The sequence below is a fragment of the Streptomyces sp. NPDC003077 genome, from assembly GCF_040611095.1.
GTDB lineage: Bacteria > Actinomycetota > Actinomycetes > Streptomycetales > Streptomycetaceae > Streptomyces.
The window spans coordinates 88,550-107,715 of sequence record NZ_JBEXNM010000007.1 but is presented as its reverse complement, the minus strand read 5'-3'; the positions used below and the strand labels follow the sequence as shown (position 1 = coordinate 107,715).

The window sequence follows — 19,166 nt, the reverse complement described above, 5'->3', positions numbered from 1 at the left end:
GAGAGCGGGGGTCGGGACCATGGTCGATTTGGTGGGGATCATGGTCCGCTTCGGCCGGGATCGTGGTCGGCTTCGGCGGGGATCATGGTTTGTCCCGGCCGGGATCGTGGACGGATCCGGTCTGAGCGGAGGTCGGCTCCGGTGGCCCCGCCCTCGCCGGGGCCCGCGGCCCCCATCCCCGCCGCCCCTACCACTCCGGGGTCGCGCGCGGGGCCCGTCGAGCCCCGCCTCCCACCCCCGCGCCACTCGCGGCGAACCCCGGCTGTGGGGCAGGTTAAGGTCTTTGCGTTAGACACAGGAGGCAGTGGGTTGATCTACGGCGCAATGAAGTTTTCCCTCGGCGGGTCGCTCAAGCTCGCTTTCCGGCCGTGGGTCGAGGGGCTGGAGAACGTTCCGGCGGAGGGGCCGGCCATTCTCGCGAGCAACCACTTGTCCTTCTCGGACTCCTTCTTCCTGCCGGCCGTCCTGGACCGGAAGGTCACCTTCATCGCCAAGGCCGAGTACTTCACCACGCCGGGCGTCAAGGGCAAGCTGACGGCCGCGTTCTTCAAGGGCGTGGGGCAGCTCCCCGTGGACCGTTCCGGGGCGCGCGGCGCCGGTGAGGCGGCCATCAAGAGCGGCATCGAGGTGCTGGAGCGCGGCGAGCTGTTCGGCATCTACCCCGAGGGCACCCGCTCGCCCGACGGCCGCCTCTACCGCGGCAAGCAGGGCGGGCTGGCCCGTGTGGCGCTGGCCACCGGCGCGCCCGTCATCCCCGTGGCCATGATCGACACGGAGAAGGTGCAGCCCCCGGGCAAGGTCATGCCGAAGATGATCCGGCCGGGCATCCGCATCGGCAAGCCGCTGGACTTCAGCCGCTACCACGGCATGGAGCACGACCGTTTCATCCTGCGCTCGGTGACCGACGAGGTCATGTACGAGATCATGAAGCTGTCCGGTCAGGAGTACGTCGACATCTACGCCACCGCCGCCAAGCGCAAGATCGCCGACGAGGCGAAGAAGCAGGCCGAGGCGGAGAAGGCGGAGAAGGCCGCGCGCGGCGAGACCGGCGGCGGCTGGAAGGCCCGCCGCGCCCGCAAGGCGGCGGAGCGCGACGGCGGCAGGGGCCACAACGGCGGAGCCGGCGCGTAACCGCGTCCGGCGAGGGGGTGGGACCGAGATGACGGACGCCGACATACGGACGGCGACCGGCGGCGACGTCACCGAAGGCGGCGGGCCGCACCACGAGGCCGCGGACCACGGGCCGGACCACGGGATCGAGGACCGGGCGGGCAAGCGGCCCCGCGTGGTGCGGATGTCCGTGGAGCTGCCCCTGTGGCGGGCGCTCACCGGGTACCGCATCTCGACGCTGTGCTACGTCCTGGTCCTGTTCGGCGTCTCGTACCACAAGTACGCGCACCCCACGGTGGCCATCGCCTACATGACCGCCCTCACCGGCTGGATGGCCGTCACCTGGCGCCGCACGATGTCGGCGGAGCGCTGTTCGCTGCGCTTCCTGGTGGCCGACCTGTCCTTCGCGGTCGGCGGCATCCTGCTCACCCTTCTGGCGGACAGCCACGCCCGCATCATGGGCGGCGGACCCACCCTGCCCTCCATCTGGACGGCCGGCGCGGTCCTCGGCTTCGCCATCAAGGGCGGCTGGCGCTGGGCGGCGGGGGCCTCGGCCGTGGTGGCGGTGGCCAACCTCGTCGAGCGCCAGGAGTTCGCGCGGGACACGGTGCACAACGTCATCCTCGTCGGGGTGGCCAGCATCGCGATCGGCTACGTGGTGGAGGTCGCCCGGGCCAGTGAGCGCACGCTCGCCCGCGCGTTCCAGATCGAGGCCGCCACCCGCGAGCGCGAACGACTCGCCCGCGACATCCACGACAGCGTCCTCCAGGTGCTGGCCATGGTGCAGCGGCGGGGCGCGGCGATCGGCGGCGAGGCGGCCGAGCTGGGCCGGATGGCGGGGGAGCAGGAGATCGCGCTGCGCACCCTGGTTTCCAGTGGACTGGTCCCCGCCGCCGACGACGAGGGCCGTCCTGCCCGTATGGGCCGTAAGGGACTCGCGGAGTCCGGGCTCGGCGGCACGGGCGTCGTCCTCCCCACGGCCGCCCGGGGCGCGGCGGCGGACGCCGGGCCGGTGGACGTCCGGTCGCTGCTCGCCCCGTACGCGAGCGGCCGGGTGACGTTCTCGGAGCCGGGCGCGCCCGTGCCGCTGCCGCCCGCCGCGGCGGCGGAGCTGGCGGCGGCGGTCGGCGCCGCGCTGGACAATGTGCGCACGCACGCGGGCGAGGCGGCGCACGCGTGGATCCTGGTCGAGGACGAGCCGGAGTCGGTGATCGTCACCGTGCGGGACGACGGCCCCGGCATCCCCCCGGGGCGGCTGGCGGACGCCGAGCGCGAGGGCCGGCTGGGGGTGGCGCTGTCCATCCGCGGCCGGCTGCGGGAGCTCGGCGGCAGCGCGGAGTGGATCTCGGTTCCCGGCCAGGGCACCGAAGTGGAGTTGACGGTACCCAAGGGCTCCGGGCCCGAAGGCGGGAAGCGAGGAAAGGCGAGAGCGTGAGCGAGGAGCGGGCCGTGAAGGTGATGGTGGTCGACGACCACCCGATGTGGCGGGACGCGGTCGCCCGGGACCTGGCCGAGGCCGGTTTCGAGATCGTGGCGACGGCCGGGGACGGGCCGCAGGCGGTGCGGCGCGCCCAGGCGGCCGGGCCCGACGTCCTCGTCCTGGACCTCAACCTCCCCGGCCTGCCCGGCGTCGAGGTGTGCCGGGAACTGGTCGCCGCGGACCCGGCGCTGCGGGTGCTCGTCCTGTCCGCCAGCGGCGAGCACGCCGACGTGCTGGAAGCGGTGAAGTCCGGCGCGACGGGCTACCTGCTCAAGTCGGCCAGCACCCAGGAGCTGTTGGACGCGGTGCGCAGTACGGCGGCCGGCGACCCGGTGTTCACGCCCGGACTGGCCGGCCTGGTGCTGGGCGAGTACAGACGGCTGGCCACCGAGCCCGCACCGGCCGCGGAGGACGCGCCGGACGCCCCGCGGCTGACCGACCGGGAGACCGAGGTGCTGCGCCTGGTCGCCAAGGGCCTGTCCTACAAGCAGATCGCCGAGCGCCTGGTCATCTCGCACCGCACGGTGCAGAACCACGTGCAGAACACCCTCGGCAAGCTCCAGCTGCACAATCGCGTGGAGCTGGTGCGGTACGCGATCGAGCGCGGGCTCGACGGAGGGTAGGGGCTTTTCCGGGTGGGGCGGCGGGCGTCCGGGAGGCGTTCCGGTGGGCGTCTTTTACCGTTGCCCGCGGCCCTTTCTCGTACGGGTGAACGTCGCACGCCAACTCCCTGGGAATTCCCCGAGAACGCCCGGAATCGCGCTCTCACGCCATCCCTGAGTGACCTGGATCACCATTAGCGTGGCCAGGGTCTGCTCGTTCACGGCCGTTCGCGGCCATGTGTGGGATGAGGAAGGGAAGAAGCGATGCGGGTCGGAGTACTGACCGGTGGCGGCGACTGCCCCGGTCTGAACGCGGTCATCCGTGGCGTGGTCCGGAAGGGCACCCAGGAGTACGGATACGAGTTCGTCGGCTTCCGGGACGGCTGGCGCGGACCGCTGGAGGGCGACGTGGTGCCGCTGGACATCCCCGCGGTCCGGGGCATCCTGCCACGCGGCGGCACCATTTTGGGCTCCTCGCGGACCAATCCGCTCAAGGCGGAGGACGGGGTCCGCCGGATCAAGGACACCCTGGCCAAACAGGAGGTCGAGGCGCTGATCACGATCGGCGGCGAGGACACCCTCGGCGTCGCGGCCCGGCTCTCCGGGGAGTACGGCGTGCCCTGCGTCGGCGTCCCCAAGACCATCGACAACGACCTCTCCGCCACCGACTACACCTTCGGCTTCGACACCGCCGTCGGCGTCGCGACCGAGGCCATCGACCGGCTGCACACCACCGCCGAGTCCCACATGCGCGTCCTGGTGGTCGAGGTCATGGGGCGGCACGCGGGCTGGATCGCGCTGCATTCGGGGCTGGCCGGCGGCGCCAACGTCATCCTCATCCCGGAGCAGCGGTTCGACATCGAGCAGGTCTGCTCGTGGATCGAGTCCCGCTTCAAGGTCCGGTACGCGCCCATCGTGGTCGTCGCCGAGGGGGCCATGCCCAAGGACGGGCAGATGGTGCTCAAGGACGAGAGCCGCGACTCCTTCGGGCACGTCCGGCTGTCGGGTGTGGGGGAGTGGCTGGCCAAGGAGATCGAGAGCCGTACGGGCAAGGAGGCCCGGACCACCGTGCTCGGGCACACCCAGCGCGGCGGCACGCCCAGCCCCTTCGACCGCTGGCTGGCCACCCGTTTCGGGCTGCACGCCATCGACGCCGTGCGGGACGGCGACTTCGGCAAGATGGTCGCGCTGCGCGGCACGGACATCGTCCGGGTGCCGCTGGCGGAGGCGACCGCGAAGATCAAGACGGTGGATCCGAAGCTGTACGCGGAGGTGGGGGTCTTCTTCGGCTGAGACCGGTCGCGTCCGGGGTGGCCTGGGTTTCTCCCGGACGGCGTTCCCGAGCGATGGGCCGTATATTCGGCCTATCGCTCATGCCGGGGCGAAACGAATGAAACGGGAGACGCCGTGGAGATCGTCGCATTCGGGGTGCAGGCCGACGAGAAGCCGCTGCTGGAGCGGGCCTTCGCCGGACGGCACCAGATCCGCTGCCTCGACGTCTTCCTCAACGACGACACCGCTCCCATCGCGGCGGGGCACGAGGTCGTCAGCGTCAGCGTCAACGCCGACCTCAACGCCGGAGTGCTCCAGCAGCTCGCGTCCGGCGGCACCCGGATGATCGCCCAGCGCGCCACCGGGTTCAACAACATCGATCTGGACGCCGCCGCCGACCTCGGCCTGACCGTCGGCCGGGTCTCGTACTACTCGCCGTACTCGGTCGCCGAGTTCGCCTGGGCGCTGGCGATGGCCGTCAACCGCCGCGTCGTACGGGCCGCCAACCGGACCCGCAACTTCGACTTCCGGCTCGACGGCCTCATGGGCCGCGACCTGCGCGGACGCACCGTCGGCGTGCTCGGCACCGGCAAGATCGGCGAGGCGTTCACCCGGATCGCCCACGGCTTCGGCATGCGGCTGCTCGGCTGGGACCTCGCCGAGAACCCGGCCTGCCTCGACCTCGGCATGACCTACGCCGACCAGGACCGGCTGTTCGCCGAGTCCGACCTGATCAGCCTGCACGTCCCGCTGGTGGAGGCCACCCGGCACCTGATCGACGCCCGCGCGCTGGCCCTGATGAAGGACGACGCCATCCTCGTCAACTCCAGCCGCGGCGGCCTGGTGGACACCGCCGCACTCGTCGCCACGCTCAAGGAGGGCCGTCTGTCGGGCGTCGCCCTGGACGTGTACGAGGAGGAGGCCGGGCTGTTCTTCTTCGACAAGTCCCTGGAGGTCGTCCACGACGACACCCTCGCCCGCCTGATGACCTTCGGGAACGTGCTCGTCACCTCCCACCAGGCGTACTTCACGGAAGACGCGGTCGGCCAGATCGTCGATACGACGGTCGCGAATGTGGAGGACTATCTGGCCGGGCGCGACAACGAGAACATGCTCGTCGCGCCGGGGCGTCGGCCGGCGGTGGCGCGGTGAGCGGGTGGTTGGTTCGCCTGGTGTGCGGGTGGTTGGTTCGCCAGGTGGGCGGACGAGGGGGCCGGTCGGTGGTCGCCTGCTGATCAGGCGATGACACCGGTCGGCGGGTGGTCGGTCATCGGGCGGTCAGGGGTGATCAGGTGATCAGGTGGCCAGGCGATCAGACGAGGACGCCGGCCAGGAGGCGCGCGGTGATCGAGGCCCCGTCCAGGGTCAGCACGGACTCGGGGTGGAACTGCACCCCGGCGAACCCCGGTCCGCGCAGCGCGTGCACGTCACCGGTGGCCGGGTCCCGGCTCAGCTCCACGCGGTGCAGCGCGAGTTCGGCCTCGGTGGCCTCGTCGCAACGGGCCGTGAAGGTGTTGTAGAAGCCGACGGTCTCCGGGTGGCCGAAGAAGTCGATCCGCTCCTGCGCCCCCTGGAACGGCACGTCCTTGCGGACGATCCCCAGCCCCAGCTCCGCGGCCAGCAGCTCGTGCCCCAGGCAGACGCCGAGCAGGCCGTACCGGTGGTCGCGCAGCAGCTCGGCGGCCAGCCCGCGCAGCAGGCGCATCTTGGGGTCGGCGGTGTCGGACGGGTTCCCCGGGCCGGGTCCGAGCACGATCGGCCCCCGGTGCGCGCGGGCCGCCTCCGCGAGCCCCGGCTCGTCGAACCGGCGGACGGTGACCTCCAGCCCCGAGGTCCGCAGGAGGTGCGCCAGCATCGCGGTGAAGGTGTCCTCGCCGTCGACGACCAGGGCGTGGCCGCGCAGGGAAGCCACCGGCGCGGTGGACCGCATCCGCAGCCAGAACGGCGCCAGCCCGCCCCGCCGCGCGTCCAGCGCCGCCCGCACCCGCGGGTCGTCGGCCAGGCGCGGGCGCGCGGCCCCGTCCGCGGCCTCCGGACGCACGGGCGCGGGCCGCACTCCCAGGGCGGTCAGCACCCCCGCGGCCTTGGCGTGCGTCTCGGCGACCTCGCCGTACGGGTCGGAGGCCCGCACCAGAGTGGCGCCGACCGGCACGCGCAGCCGTCCGTCCGGGGCGATGTCGGCGGTACGGATGAAGATCGGCGAGTCCAGGGTCTGCGCGCCGCCCGCGTTGCGGCCGATGAGCGCCAGCGCGCCCGCGTAGTAGCCGCGCGCCACCCCGTCCGCGCCGACCGGCTCGTGGCGCCGGATGACCCGGCAGGCGTTCTGCACCGGCGAACCGGTGACCGTCGCCGCGAACATCGTCTCCCTCAGCACCTCCCGCACGTCCAGGGTGGAGCGCCCGCGCAGCTCGTACTCGGTGTGCGCCAGGTGCGCCATCTCCTTCAGGCGCGGCCCGACCACCACGCCGCCCTTGTCGCCGACGGTGCACATCATCTTCAGCTCCTCGTCCACGACCATGGACAGCTCCTCCACCTCCTTGCGGTCCCCCAGGAACGCCAGCAGGCTCTCGGTGGTCGGCCCACCGGCCGGATAGCGGTACGTGCCGCTGATCGGGTTCATCACGACCGTGCCGCCGCTCATCCGGACGTGCACCTCCGGGCTGGCGCCCACCAGCGTCCGCGCGCCCGGCTGGTGGACGACGTACGTCCAGTAGGCGCCCCGCTCGCCCTCCAGCAGCCGGCGGAACAGCGCCAGCGCGTCGGACGCGCCGAACCCCGGGATCCGGCCCCGGAAGGTGCGCCGGATGACGAAGTTGGCGCCCTCGCCCGTCCCGATCTCGTCGCGGACCACCCGCCGGACGATGTCCGCGTACGTGTCGTCGTCCACGTCGAACGCCCCGTCCGCCACCCGGACGTCGTGCCCGGGCAGCGCGCGGAGCACCTCGGCCAGCGGCAGCTCGTACCGCTCCTCGGGGAGCAGGACCGCCAGCGGCGTGCCGTCGTCGTGCGCCTCGAAGCCGCGCTCGCGGATCTGCCGGAAGGGGACGAGCGCGAGCGCGTCGGCCACCGGGCCGCCCTCGGGAACCCCCTCGCCCAGGGGGATGTCCGCCAGGTGCGGCACTTCCTGGATGGGGCCGATGAGGATTTCCACGGTGTCGGGGGTGGCGCGGCTGTCGGTGGCTTGGGATTCGCCGGGGGTGGTCGGGCGGCCGGGGGTGCGGCGGCGGAGGAGGGCGAAGGGCGGGCAGCCGGGGGTCAGGAGGCGGTGGAGGACGGCGGTGGTGGCGTCGGTGGGGTCAGGGGCGTCGGTGATGGAGGTCGGGGAGACGGTGCCGTCTTCGGTGGCGAGGGTTGGGGTGACGGTGCCGTTGCCGTCGTCGGGTGTGGCGGCGGGGGACGGGGCGGGGTGGCGCATGGTGGGTTCCTTCCGGCTGTCGTTGCGGGGGAGGAACGGCCCGTCGTACGCGGAAGGCCGCCCCTCGGGGCGGCCTTCGCGAAGTCTGTCGGGTACGCGCGATCAGTGGGCCGCCGGATGAGCGGTCCACCACCAGGACATGGTCTGCTGCGCGAACATGCCGGGCACCTTACCCGATCGGGTGTGCGGTGTCGGGGGTGTCTCAATGGGCGGTCGGGTGGGCGGGGGCGTTTCGGTCGGTTCGGTTGTTCGGGTGGGCTTGATCGGTCGGGGCGGCCTGGCCGGTCGGGTGGGTCCGGTCGGTCGGGTGGGTCCGGTCGGTTTCATCGGTCCCGTGGGTCCCGTGGGTCCCGTCGGTCCCGTCGGTTCGGGCGAGGAAGGAGAGGAGGGCGGTGTTGAATTCGGCCGGGCGCTCCAGGTTGGGCAGGTGGCCCGCGCCGTCGATCACGGCGAGGGTGGCGTCCGGTATCCGGTCGTGCAGGAACTGGGCGTCGGAGACCGGCGTGTACGCGTCCTCGCTGCCGACCAAGACCAGGGTGGGTACGGCGATCCGCGGCAGCAGCTCCGTGTGGGCGCGGCGTTCGGCCCGCCCGCGGAGCGCTGCCGCGGCGCCTTGGGGCGGGGCGCCGTACATCATGCGGCGGACGTGCGCGGCCACGTCCGGCAGGGCGGCGACGGAACGCGGGGTGATCATCTTGTCCAGGACCTCGTTCGCGTAGCCGCTCATGCCCTCGCGCAGCAACCGGTCCGCCAGGTAGTTGCGCCACTGCTTGCCCTCGTCGGTCTCACCCTGGGCGGAGGTGTCCGCGAGGACGAGGCCGCGCAGCCGCTCGGGGAAGAGGCGGGCGAACTCCATGACGATCTGCCCGCCCATCGAGAGGCCGCCCAGGACCACCGGTTCGGTCACGCCCAGGTGATCCAGCAGGGCGGCGAGGTCACGGGCGAACGTCTCCAGGTACGTGATGCCCGGGACGACGCCGGACTCCCCGTAGCCGCGCAGGTCCGGCACGATCACGCGGTACCCGGCCGCCGCGCACGCCTCGGCCTGCGGCGCCCACATGCTCCGGTCGAAGGGGTGCCCGTGGACGAGAACGAGGGGCGCGCGGGGGACGGCGCTCGTGCTCGGTGCAATCGACTGTGATGCGCCGAGCCCTCCCTCGTCCTCGTACGCGATGGTGATCCCATTGATCGCGGCAGTGCGCATCGTCAAGTCCCCGCTGCTCCTATGGAATTGGCCGCGGGGTTTGTTCCCGCGGCCGTTGACGCTTCGATGCTAAGTGCCCCACAATCTCGGTGCAATAAAAACATTGCGCTCGGTGCAATTGGTGGATTGCGTCGGTGTGATGGGCGAATTGCTTCGGTGCGCAGACGCGAGACGAGTGGATTGCTTCGGTGCACGCGCGGACGACGACCCCCGGAGGCACGTTCATGGACGACTACCAGCGCATCGCCGACGCGGTCGCGGCCGACATCGCCGCCGGACGGCTGCGCCCCGGTGACCGATTGGCCCCGCAACGCGCCTTCGCCCGCACCCACCGGATCGCCAACTCCACCGCCGTCCGCGTCTACCGCGAACTCGCCCGCCGGGGCCTGACCGTCGGCGAGGTCGGCCGCGGCACCTACGTGCGCGCCGCCCAGCACGCTCCCGGTCCCGCCCTCGCCGAGCCGTCCGCCGCCGCTCCGTCCGCCGGCGTCCAGGTGAACCTGGAGCTCAACTACCCGGTCGTTCCCGAGCAGTCCGCCCTGCTCGCCGCGGGGTTGCGGTCACTGCTGCGTCCGGACGCGCTGGACGCGGCGATGCGCCCGATCGCCCCCGCGGGCACGAGGGCCGCACGGGCCGAGGCCGCCGCGCTGCTCACCGGCCGCGGCTTCCGCCCGGACCCCGACCAGGTGCTGTTCGCGGGCAACGGGCGGCAGGCGCTGGCCGGCGCGCTGGCGGCGCTGGTGCCGCCCGGGGGCCGGCTGGGCGTCGAAGCCTTCACGTATCCGCTGGTCAAGGCGGTGGCGTCGCGTATAGGGGTCACCCTCGTACCGCTTGCCATGGACGAGTACGGGGTGCGGCCGGACGCGGTGCGGGCGGCCCACCGCGGCGGTCCGCTGCACGCCCTGTACCTCCAGCCGACCCTGCACAACCCGCTCGGCGTCACCGTCCCGGCCTGGCGGCGCGGAGAGATCGCCGACGTCCTGTACGAACTCGGCCTGTGGGCGATCGAGGACGCGGTGTGGGCATTCCTCGATGCGGGCGAGGACGGGGGCGGGGGTGAGGGTGCGGGCGGGGGCGCCGCCACCACCCCCGTCGGCAACACCGGCCCCCACGCCGACCTTGCCACCGCCCCGCCGCCCCTGGCCGCCCTGGCACCCGACCGCACGATCCTCGTCGACAGCCTCTCCAAGCGGCTGGCCCCGGGGCTGACGGTCGGCCTCCTCCTGCCGCCCGCCGCGCTCACCGAGCGGGTGGCGACGGCGCTGCGGTCCGGCGGCTGGACCGCGACCGGCTTCGCCCTGGACGCGGTCACCCGCTGGCTCGCCGACGGCACCGTTGCGCGGATCGTCGCGGCCAAGCGCCGGGACGCCGCCGCGCGGCAGGAGCTGGTGCGCGCGCACCTGGGGGACTTCCGGGTGCGGGCCGACCCGAGGGCGTATTTCGCCTGGTGGGAGCTGCCCGCGCCGTGGCGCGCGGAGACCTTCCTCGCGGCGGCGGCGCGCCGCGGGATCACGGTCACGCCGGGCGCCGCGTTCGCCGTCGGGCTGGAGGGGCCGAGGGGCGTACGGGATGCAAAGGGGGTAAGGGGCGCGTGGGACGAGGACATGGTCCGGGGTGCCGCGGGCGGGCCGGGCGGTCCCGCGCCGAGTGCCGTACGTGTCGCCCTGGCGAGCCCGGCGCCCGACGTGCTCGCGTACGCCCTGCGCACCCTGGTGGGCATCGCGCGCGGCACCCCGGAGGACACCGTTCCCGACTGACGGCACCCGGTGCGCGGGCGTCCCGGGTGGCCGGGAACGTCCAGCGCGGGAGTGGGCTGCGTCTCATATTGCGGGCGGAGGAAGGGGAGCCTTACCGGGACCCCGTAATGTGGGCGGGGTGACCGTGAACGCTGAAATCCACGCCGGTGGCAACACCTGGCGAGACCTGCCCGCGGCGCAGCAGCCCGAATGGCCGGACCAAGAGGCTCTGCGCGATGTGATCGCGGAGCTTGAGTCCTATCCGCCGCTCGTCTTCGCGGGCGAGTGCGACCAGCTGCGCGAGCGCCTGGGGGCCGTGGCCCGTGGCGAGGCGTTCCTGCTCCAAGGCGGCGACTGCGCGGAGGCGTTCGACGCCGTCTCGGCCGAGCACATCCGCAACAAGCTGAAGACGCTCCTCCAGATGGGCGCCGTGCTGACCTACGCCGGGTCCGTCCCGGTGGTCAAGGTCGGCCGGATCGCCGGCCAGTACAGCAAGCCGCGCTCCAAGAACACCGAGACCCGCGACGGCGTGACGCTGCCGACCTACCGCGGCGACTCCGTCAACGGCTTCGAGTTCACCGCCGAGGCCCGCATCCCGGACCCGCAGCGGCTCAAGCGGATGTACCACGCGTCCGCCGCGACGCTGAACCTCGTCCGCGCCTTCACCACCGGCGGCTACGCCGACCTGCGCCAGGTGCACGCCTGGAACCAGGACTTCGTGAAGTCCTCGCCCTCCGGGCAGCGGTACGAGGCGCTGGCGCGCGAGATCGACCGGGCGCTGAACTTCATGAACGCCTGCGGGGTGGACCCGGAGGAGTTCAAGACGGTGGAGTTCTTCTCCTCGCACGAGGCGCTGATCCTGGACTACGAGTCGGCGCTCACCCGCGTCGACTCGCGGACCGGCAACCTCTACGACGTCTCCGGCCACATGGTCTGGATCGGCGAGCGCACCCGCCAACTGGACGGCGCGCACATCGAGTTCGCCTCCCGCATCCGCAACCCGATCGGCGTCAAGCTCGGCCCGACGAGCACCGCCGAGGACGCGCTCACCCTCATCGAACGGCTGGACCCGGACCGCGAGCCGGGCCGTCTGACGTTCATCACCCGGATGGGCGCGGACAAGATCCGCGACAAGCTGCCCGACCTGGTGGAGAAGGTCACCGCCTCCGGCGCGCAGGTCGCCTGGGTCAGCGACCCGATGCACGGCAACACCTTCGAGGCCGCCTCCGGCCACAAGACGCGCCGCTTCGACGACGTGCTGGACGAGGTCAAGGGCTTCTTCGAGGTCCACAAGAGCCTGGGCACCCACCCCGGCGGCATCCACATGGAGCTGACCGGCGACGACGTCACGGAGTGCGTGGGCGGCGGCGACGAGATCTTCGTCGACGATCTGCACCAGCGGTACGAGACGGCCTGCGACCCGCGGCTGAACCGCAGCCAGTCGCTGGACCTGGCGTTCCTGGTGGCGGAGATGTACCGCGACCAGTAGGCCCGTCCCCGGGACGGCCGGTAGGTCCTGAGGCACACACGGCGATGGGGCACGGATCACACGATCCGTGCCCCATTCGCGCTGTTAGAGGCCTTTGGGGCCGGGGTAAGGTAAGGGTAACCTCACCACGAAGCAGCCAGAAGGAGGTGGTCCGCGTGTACGTCTGCTCGTGCTTCGGCATCACCGAGCAGGAGGTTCGCGCACACGCGGACGCCGGGGCCTGCACCCCGCGCAAGATAGCCTCCGCCTGCAAGGCTGGCACCGACTGCGGCGGCTGCGTACGCCGCATCCAGGCGCTGCTCGGCCGCGGCGCCTGCCCCCGGCGCGAACTGATCGACCAGGGCGCGCCCGAGCCCCTTGCCGCCCACACGGCCGGCATATCCGCCGACGCGCAGACCGCCGCGGGGCAGAGCGTGCCGTCCGGAGCGGGCGTGTCGTCCGGAGCGGGCATGGTGGACGACGACTTCGACGACGGGGCGGACGAGCTCCCCGCTGCGGCTTAGGGCGCCCCACTGCTCCGTTCCGTTCAGAGCCCGCTCGGGGCTTGTCCGGTCGGCCGGGTGCTCGCCGGCTTTCAGGCGCCGCCCACCCCGCCGGAGCCCTCCGAGGGGCCGCCTTCGCCCGGCTCGATGAGCTGCGCGAGGTACAGCGCCTCACCGAGCTTCTCCACCAGCTCCAGCTGGGTGTCGAGGTAGTCGATGTGGTGCTCCTCGTCGGCGAGGATGCGCTCGAAGATGTTGGCCGACGTGATGTCCCCCTTCGTCCGCATCACGTCGATGCCGCGCCGCAGCCGGTCCACCGCCTCCGCCTCCAGTTGCCGGTCCGCCCGGAACATCTCGGTGACGGTCTGGCCGATCCGGACGTGGAACAGCCGCTGGTAGTTGGGCAGCCCCTCCAGGAAGAGGATGCGGTCCGTGAGGGCCTCGGCGTGCCGCATCTCGTCGAACGACTCGGCCCGGGTGTACTTCGCGAGCCTGGTCCAGCCGTAGTGCTCCTGCATCTTCGCGTGCAGGAAGTACTGGTTGATCGCGGTCAGCTCGGCGGTCAACTGCTCGTTGAGGAATTCGATGACCTCGGGGTCGCCCTGCATGGCAGCGGGCTCCTTCCACGCGAGAACTGGCAGGTGCCGCGCATCCTCGCACCGCTGTGCGTAAGCCGTCCAGTAAGTGCACGCTTAGTACGAGTTGCCCGATTCGCTGCGGCCCTGGTCATAGGCACCCCTCCCGGTCTGACACCATGGGGGTATGGGTCAGCCCGAAAGCCGCGAAGCGGAGCATCCTCAGCTGCCTCCGGGGCAGCGGCTGCAACGGGGATGGCCGGTCACGCACTACGGGCCGGTACCGAAGTTCCGCCCGGAGCGCTGGGAATTCCGGGTGTTCGGCGCGACCGCGGACGGCGGCAAGCACTGCTGGACCCACGAGGAATTCACCGCGCTCCCGTACACCACCGTCGTCGGCGACATGCACTGCGTCACGAAATTCAGCATGCTGAGCGCCGAATGGGGTGGGGTACTGACCCGTACGGTCCTGGAGCTCGCGCCGCCCGCGCCCGATGTCACGCACGTGATGGTGTGGGCCGAGTACGGCTTCAGTTCCAACCTCCGGCTCGCCGACTTCGCGTCCGATCGGAGCATTTTCGCCACCCATCGGTCCGGTGAGCTGCTCACCGCCGAGCACGGTTTCCCGGTGCGGCTGGTCGTCCCGCAGCTGTACGCCTGGAAGGGGCCCAAATGGGTCCGCGGCATCGAGTACATGACGGCGGACCGCCGCGGCTTCTGGGAGGAGCGCGGCTACCACAACCTCGGTGACCCGTGGCAGGAACAGCGCTACTCGTACCAGGAGGAGCCGGGGGACGGGCCGGAGCTGTAGCTCTGGCGTCTGTGGGGCGTGGCTTCGTCGCCTGTTGGCCGGGGCCCGGGAGCTGCGTCGTCCGAGTGGCGGGCCGGCGTCCGGAGTGATCGGCCGTGGGGATGTCCGGCCTCCGCCGTCCGGCCTTCGGTGGCCGTCGTTCCAGATCAGTGGTGGTACTGGTGGACCACCGCGTGGCCCTTGCCGCGGCTGATCAGCCAGCGGTTGACCGGTGTCGTCAGGACGAAGGCGATGGCCAGCGACAGCGCCAGCGTCGTCCAGAAGAGCCCGTCCGACAGGTGCGCGTCCATCGCGCCGGGCCAGAGCGCGATCACGCCGTTGTCGACCAGTTCCATGACCGCGATGGAGAGCGTGTCGGCGGCCAGCGCGACGCGGATCGCGGCGCGGAACCCGACCCCGGCCTTCAGGATGCCGCGCAGAGTCAGCGAGTAGCCGAAGACGAAGGCCAGGGCGATGGCGAGGATCATCGTCGGCACGTTGTGCCAGGCCAGCGCGGTGCCGATCACCATGCCGAGGATTTCTCCGATGGCGCAGCCGGTGAGGCAGTGGGCGGTGGCCTTGGCGGCCATCGACCAGGTCGCGGGGCCGGGGGAGTGGTGGCCGTGGTGGCTTTGGTGGTCCTGGTGGGCCGAGGCGTGGTTCTGGTGGCCCGAGGTGTGGTCGTGGTGTGGGGTGGGGGTGCTGGGGCTGTGGTCGGTGTGGTCGGTATGGGGGTGGTGGGTGTGCGTGTGCTCGTCGTGTTCGTGTCGCATGGGAAAGCTCCTCCGGCGGGAAGGTGGGCTGCTGACGCGACATGACGGTATACCCCCTGGGGGTATGCGGCAAGGGGGTGGACGTGCGACGGCCCCGCTTCCGGACGGACGGGTGTCCGTGTCGTCCCGGAAGCGGGGCCGTCGCACGTGTCGTGTTCTGGGAGGAGGGGGCGGGGACCTCACCCTCTTGGGGTTCACTCCCTGGGGGTTCACTCCCCTTGGGGTCTCACTCCCCGCCGCGCAGCTCCTTGAGGCGGGCGATGTCGGCCGCGTGGCCCTCCTTGCCGCCGGGCGTCTCGATGACCAGCGGGACGCCCGCCGTCGCCGGGTGGGTGAACAGCTCGCGGAACGGCTCGGCGCCGATGTGGCCGGAGCCGATGTTCTCGTGCCGGTCCTTGTGCGCCCCGGCCACGTCCTTGGAGTCGTTGGCGTGGATGAGTTTGAGCCGGCCCTCGCCGGCGACGTCCACCAGCTCGTCCAGCAGCCGCTTGGTGCCACCGGGCGCCGCCAGGTCGTGGCCGGCCGCGAACGCGTGGCAGGTGTCCAGGCACAGGCCGAGCCGGGGGTGCCGGTCCAGCGCGTCGAAGTACGGGCCCAGGTCCTCGGCCAGCGCGCACAGGGACGCGCCCTGGCCGGCCGTCGACTCCAGCAGCAGCCACGGGTCGTCGTCGTGCGTCAGCTCGTCCAGGAGCGGGCGGACGTGCTCGCGCACCTGGGCCAGCGCCTCCGCGCGCTCCCGCCCGCCGGTCGCGGAGCCGGTGTGCACGACGACGCCCAGCGCGCCGATCTCGCGGCCCCGGCGCAGCGAGTGCCGCAGCGAGGCCACGGACTTCTCGACGGTCTCCTGGTTGTGCGACCCGAAATTGATCAGGTAGGGCGCGTGGACGTACGCGGGGATCGACGCCGCTGCGCAGGCCGCCCGGAAGGCCTCGTCCTGTTCGGGGTTTCCGGGCGGGGTCGCCCAGCCGCGCGGGTTGGCGACGAAGACCTGCACGGCCTCGCCGCCGATCTCCTCGGCGTACGGGATGCCGGTCTTGGCCAGACCGCCGGCCACCGGGACGTGGCCGCCGATCGGGTTGCGCGCGCGGGCGGGCCGCTGGGAGGGGGAAGTGCTCATCCTTCAAGGGTGCCAGGCAGCCGGAAGGGCCCCGCACCGATCCCCGGGCACCCCCGCCGAGGGCGGCGGCCGACCCCCCGGGCCCCTGCCGTGGGCGGCGGGTGCGTCAGAACACGCCCTTCAGCCGGATCGTGATCGACGAGCCCTTGGGCGCCGTGTGCCCGCCGGCCACCGACTGGCTCTCGACGGTGTCGCGCGGGAACAGGAACGGTTTGTCGACCTCCACGGTGAACCCGGCGTCCGACAGCTCCTTCTTGGCGTCGTCCACGTTCTTGCCGGTGACGTCCGGCACCGTGATCATCTCCGGGCCCTTGGAGAGCGTGAGCGTGACCGTGTCGCCCTTCCCCAGCCGGGCGCCGGGCCCCGGGGACTGGCGGGCGACGTGGCCCCGGTCCGCGCTGGAGAAGACCTGCTCGCCGGCTATCTTCACCTCCAGCCCGGCCTTCCGCAGGGCGGCCTCGGCCGCCGACCGGTCCTCGCCGGTCACCTTGGGCACGTCGATGGGTGCGCCCCGGCTCACGGTCAGGGCGACGGCGGTCTCCGGACGGCGCGTGCTGCCCGCCACCGGGTCCGTACGGATCACCGAGCCCTTGGCGACCTCGTCGCTGAACTCCGGGGACTCGGTGCCCACCGTCAGCCCGAGATCCCGGAGCCGGCGCCGGGCGTCCGCGACTGGCGTGCCGGTGAGATCGGGTATGCGGACGATCTCGGGCCCCTTCGACAGCGTGATGGTGACCGGGCCGGAGCCCCGCACCCGCTCCCCGTTCTCCGGCTTCGTGGCCATGACGTGGCCGCGCCGGACGTTCGGGCTGAACGCCTGCTCGACCTCCACGCGCAGGCCCGCGTCGCGCAGCGTCCGCTCCGCCTTGCCGCGGGTCATGTCCAGCACCGAGGGGACGGTCGTGAACTGGCCCGCGTTGATGTACCAGACGCCGGCGCCCACGCCCAGCACGGCCAGGACGGCGACGACGAGCGCGACGACCTTGCGGCGCGCGGTCGGCAGGACCGTGCGCCGCCCGGTGCCCGTGGGGCGCAGCCGCTCCGTCCGTGCCGCGGGGTCCGGAGGCTCCAGCCGCGTCGTCCGGTCGGACGGCTCCTCGTCCGGGAGGGGCAGCTGGACGGCGTCGAGGCGGGGCAGCACGCTCGTGCGGTCTTCGGAGCCGACGGACTCCGCGGGGTCTCCGGTCTCTCCCGTTCGTCGGGGAAGGGAGCTGCGGGCCGTGCCGGCACCCGGTATCTCCTTCGCCCCAGGGGGAACCGCGTCCAGTTGCCCGTCCGTGAGGTCGGCGCGGCATTCCCGGGCCAGGGAGAGCAGGGACACCGCGTCCTGCGGGCGCAGCCGGGGCGCACGGGCGGTGGCCGCGGCCACCAGGTCGTCCAGTCGCGGCGCGAGGCCCGGCACGGCCTCCGAGGGCGGTGGCACGTCCTCGTTCAGGTGCCGGTAGAGGATCTGGGCCGGGGTGCCTCCGGTGTGCGGCTTGCCGCCCGTCAGCATCTCGTAGAGCACCACGCCGCAGGCGTAGACGTCCGTGCGCGGGTCGGCGCTGCCGTCCTCGATCTGCTCGGGCGCCAGGTAGGAGACGGTGCCCAGGACGGACCCGGTCGACGCGGTGGTGTGCGTGTCCACCGCGCGCACCAGGCCGAAGTCGGCGACCTTGACCCGGCCGTCGTCGCCGATCAGGACGTTCTCCGGCTTCATGTCGCGGTGCACCAGGCCGGCCCGGTGGGCGGCGCCCAGGGCCGCGAGGATCGGCTCCAGGACGTCCAGCGCGGCGCGCGGGGTCAGGGCGCCGCGTTCGCGCAGTATGTCGCGCAGCGTGCAGCCGGCGACGTACTCCATCGCCAGGTAGACGTAGGCGCCGTCCGCGCCCTGGTCGAAGACGCCCACCACGTTCGGGTGCGAGAGGCGGGCGACGGACTTGGCCTCGCGGATGAAGCGGTCCACGAAGGCGGCGTCCTCGGCCAGCGACGGATGCATGACCTTCAGGGCCAGCACGCGGTCCAGGCGCAGGTCCACGGCGCGGTAGACCGTGGCCATACCGCCGGCGGCCACCCGCGCCTCGACGCGGTAGCGGCCGTCGAGCAGCTGCCCGACGAGTGGGTCCTGAAGGGTCCTGTCCACGGCAAACGAGTTTACGAGCAGGCACCGACAGCCGGTCCCCGGCGCAGCCGTCACCGCCGTATCGCAGCCGAACAGTGACAGGAACGATGACGCGCGCGGACCGGAATGGCATGAAAACCGCAGGATCGCGGCCAGGAATGTGCGTCCGCGGACCGGTACGGCCGTGGAACGAGCGCGAACGGCATCGGAATAATCACGGGGGCGGCGAAGTCTGAGATCGACGGGCGCGTACGGATTCGGGCCTCGGACTCGTCCGGGTTCGCGTACGTGCCGGGGATGGATCTTGAGCGCGTCCGGGATCCACGTCAGGCGGATTCACGTCAGGCGTCCGCTGGCGACGCGGCTCGGGCCCGCGCCCGGCGTCCCGTACGGCCCCGGCGCGCGGGGCGGGACGCGGACGGAACGGATGAACGGCACCACAGGGGAGAGCATGAGAATCGGCGAGCTGGCCCACCGTACGGGCACGTCCGAGCGGCTGCTGCGCTACTACGAGGAGCAGGGTCTGCTCCAGCCCGCCCGGCTGCCCAGCGGCTACCGCGACTACAGCGAGGCGGACGTCACGACGGTGCGCCGCATCCGCTCCCTCCTGACGTCCGGCCTGAACACCACCACCATCGCCCACGTGCTGCCCTGCCTCCGGGAGGACGACGGCAGGCTGGTGCCGACCTGCGCCGACCTGGTGGCCGAACTCCAGCGGGAACGGGAACGCCTCACCGGGACGATCGAGGCGCTGATGGCCTCCCGGGACATGCTGGACGAGGTGATCACGGCCGCGCCGCCGGAGTCGCAACTGGCGGCGGCGCGCTGAGACGGCCGTCCGGGGGGCGGGCTGCCTTTCGGCTACAGGGCTTTTCGCTCGGGCGGGCTGTCCGGCGGCGGAGCTGCCCGCCCGTAGGGCCGTCCGGCCGCAGGGCCGTCTGCCCACTCGCAGTCCCGCCCAGCCGCAGGTCCGTCCGGTCGTAGGGCGTCGCGGCCCACAAAGCCGTCCGGCCGTCCGTG

At 72.4% G+C, this 19,166-nt stretch carries 17 protein-coding genes; 10 read left to right on the top strand and 7 right to left on the bottom strand.

The genetic code is table 11. The features are described from left to right. Positions 1–324: 324 nt before the first annotated feature. The 5 genes from ABZX96_RS07485 to ABZX96_RS07465 all read left to right on the top strand — a co-directional run bounded on the left by ABZX96_RS07485 (position 325) and on the right by ABZX96_RS07465 (position 5,616). Positions 325–1,131 (top strand): lysophospholipid acyltransferase family protein, encoded by an 807-nt coding sequence (locus tag ABZX96_RS07485; RefSeq protein WP_355539371.1) that lies wholly within the window; start codon positions 325–327, stop codon positions 1,129–1,131. Between the two features lie 163 nt (positions 1,132–1,294). Further along, the gene (locus ABZX96_RS07480) at positions 1,295–2,545 is read left to right on the top strand and encodes a DUF5931 domain-containing protein (protein WP_355539589.1); all 1,251 of its coding nucleotides are present in this window, start codon (positions 1,295–1,297) and stop codon (positions 2,543–2,545) included. Further along, positions 2,542–3,213, top strand: coding sequence for a response regulator transcription factor (locus ABZX96_RS07475; protein ID WP_355539368.1), 672 nt, complete (start codon positions 2,542–2,544; stop codon positions 3,211–3,213). The genes ABZX96_RS07480 and ABZX96_RS07475 overlap by 4 nt, the downstream gene beginning before the upstream one ends. A 243-nt stretch (positions 3,214–3,456) precedes the next feature. Next, positions 3,457–4,485: a 6-phosphofructokinase gene (locus ABZX96_RS07470; RefSeq protein WP_355539365.1), complete on the top strand. Its 1,029-nt coding sequence runs from the start codon at positions 3,457–3,459 to the stop codon at positions 4,483–4,485. Between the two features lie 114 nt (positions 4,486–4,599). Beyond that, positions 4,600–5,616 carry a 2-hydroxyacid dehydrogenase gene (locus ABZX96_RS07465; protein ID WP_355539362.1) on the top strand — a complete coding sequence of 339 codons (1,017 nt, stop codon included), beginning with the start codon at positions 4,600–4,602 and terminating at the stop codon, positions 5,614–5,616. 160 nt (positions 5,617–5,776) lie between these two features. Here the strand turns inward: ABZX96_RS07465 and ABZX96_RS07460 are convergent, their stop codons facing one another. From ABZX96_RS07460 to ABZX96_RS07450, 3 genes are all read right to left on the bottom strand, one after another. Further along, positions 5,777–7,879: an anthranilate synthase family protein gene (locus tag ABZX96_RS07460; RefSeq protein ID WP_355539359.1), complete on the bottom strand. Its 2,103-nt coding sequence runs from the start codon at positions 7,877–7,879 to the stop codon at positions 5,777–5,779. A gap of 102 nt (positions 7,880–7,981) precedes the next feature. After that, complete coding sequence (locus ABZX96_RS07455; RefSeq protein WP_355539586.1) at positions 7,982–8,038, bottom strand: trp operon leader peptide; 57 nt, start codon at positions 8,036–8,038, stop codon at positions 7,982–7,984. Between the two features lie 43 nt (positions 8,039–8,081). Further along, positions 8,082–9,083, bottom strand: a complete 1,002-nt coding sequence (locus tag ABZX96_RS07450) for an alpha/beta fold hydrolase (RefSeq protein ID WP_355539583.1) — start codon at positions 9,081–9,083, stop codon at positions 8,082–8,084. A gap of 224 nt (positions 9,084–9,307) precedes the next feature. Between ABZX96_RS07450 and ABZX96_RS07445 the strand changes: the two genes are divergently transcribed. The 3 genes from ABZX96_RS07445 (at position 9,308) to ABZX96_RS07435 (ending at position 12,811) form a co-directional block, all read left to right on the top strand. Further along, a complete protein-coding gene (locus ABZX96_RS07445; RefSeq protein WP_355539356.1) occupies positions 9,308–10,840 on the top strand; it encodes a PLP-dependent aminotransferase family protein in 1,533 nt (510 codons plus the stop codon). A 124-nt stretch (positions 10,841–10,964) separates the two neighbouring features. Continuing rightward, positions 10,965–12,308 (top strand): class II 3-deoxy-7-phosphoheptulonate synthase, encoded by a 1,344-nt coding sequence (locus ABZX96_RS07440; protein ID WP_355539580.1) that lies wholly within the window; start codon positions 10,965–10,967, stop codon positions 12,306–12,308. A gap of 155 nt (positions 12,309–12,463) precedes the next feature. After that, positions 12,464–12,811, top strand: coding sequence for a (2Fe-2S)-binding protein (locus tag ABZX96_RS07435; RefSeq protein ID WP_355539353.1), 348 nt, complete (start codon positions 12,464–12,466; stop codon positions 12,809–12,811). A 71-nt stretch (positions 12,812–12,882) separates the two neighbouring features. Here ABZX96_RS07435 and bfr read toward each other — a convergent pair whose 3' ends face one another. Then, a complete protein-coding gene (gene bfr / locus ABZX96_RS07430; RefSeq protein ID WP_355539350.1) occupies positions 12,883–13,398 on the bottom strand; it encodes a bacterioferritin in 516 nt (171 codons plus the stop codon). A gap of 154 nt (positions 13,399–13,552) precedes the next feature. On the opposite strand from bfr, the gene ABZX96_RS07425 reads away from it, so the two are divergent. Next, the gene (locus ABZX96_RS07425) at positions 13,553–14,176 is read left to right on the top strand and encodes a sulfite oxidase-like oxidoreductase (protein ID WP_355539347.1); all 624 of its coding nucleotides are present in this window, start codon (positions 13,553–13,555) and stop codon (positions 14,174–14,176) included. Positions 14,177–14,322: 146 nt separating this feature from the next. Here the strand turns inward: ABZX96_RS07425 and ABZX96_RS07420 are convergent, their stop codons facing one another. The 3 genes from ABZX96_RS07420 to pknB all read right to left on the bottom strand — a co-directional run bounded on the left by ABZX96_RS07420 (position 14,323) and on the right by pknB (position 18,167). Beyond that, positions 14,323–14,928: a DUF4396 domain-containing protein gene (locus ABZX96_RS07420; RefSeq protein ID WP_355539345.1), complete on the bottom strand. Its 606-nt coding sequence runs from the start codon at positions 14,926–14,928 to the stop codon at positions 14,323–14,325. Positions 14,929–15,154: 226 nt separating this feature from the next. Beyond that, complete coding sequence (locus ABZX96_RS07415) at positions 15,155–16,045, bottom strand: deoxyribonuclease IV (protein ID WP_355539343.1); 891 nt, start codon at positions 16,043–16,045, stop codon at positions 15,155–15,157. A 106-nt stretch (positions 16,046–16,151) separates the two neighbouring features. Next, entirely contained in the window at positions 16,152–18,167 is a 2,016-nt protein-coding gene (pknB, locus tag ABZX96_RS07410; RefSeq protein WP_355539341.1) for a Stk1 family PASTA domain-containing Ser/Thr kinase, read from the bottom strand. Positions 18,168–18,597: 430 nt separating this feature from the next. Here pknB and ABZX96_RS07405 point away from each other — a divergent pair, with 430 nt between their 5' ends. Then, positions 18,598–18,975 (top strand): MerR family transcriptional regulator, encoded by a 378-nt coding sequence (locus ABZX96_RS07405; RefSeq protein WP_355539577.1) that lies wholly within the window; start codon positions 18,598–18,600, stop codon positions 18,973–18,975. Positions 18,976–19,166: the final 191 nt, after the last annotated feature.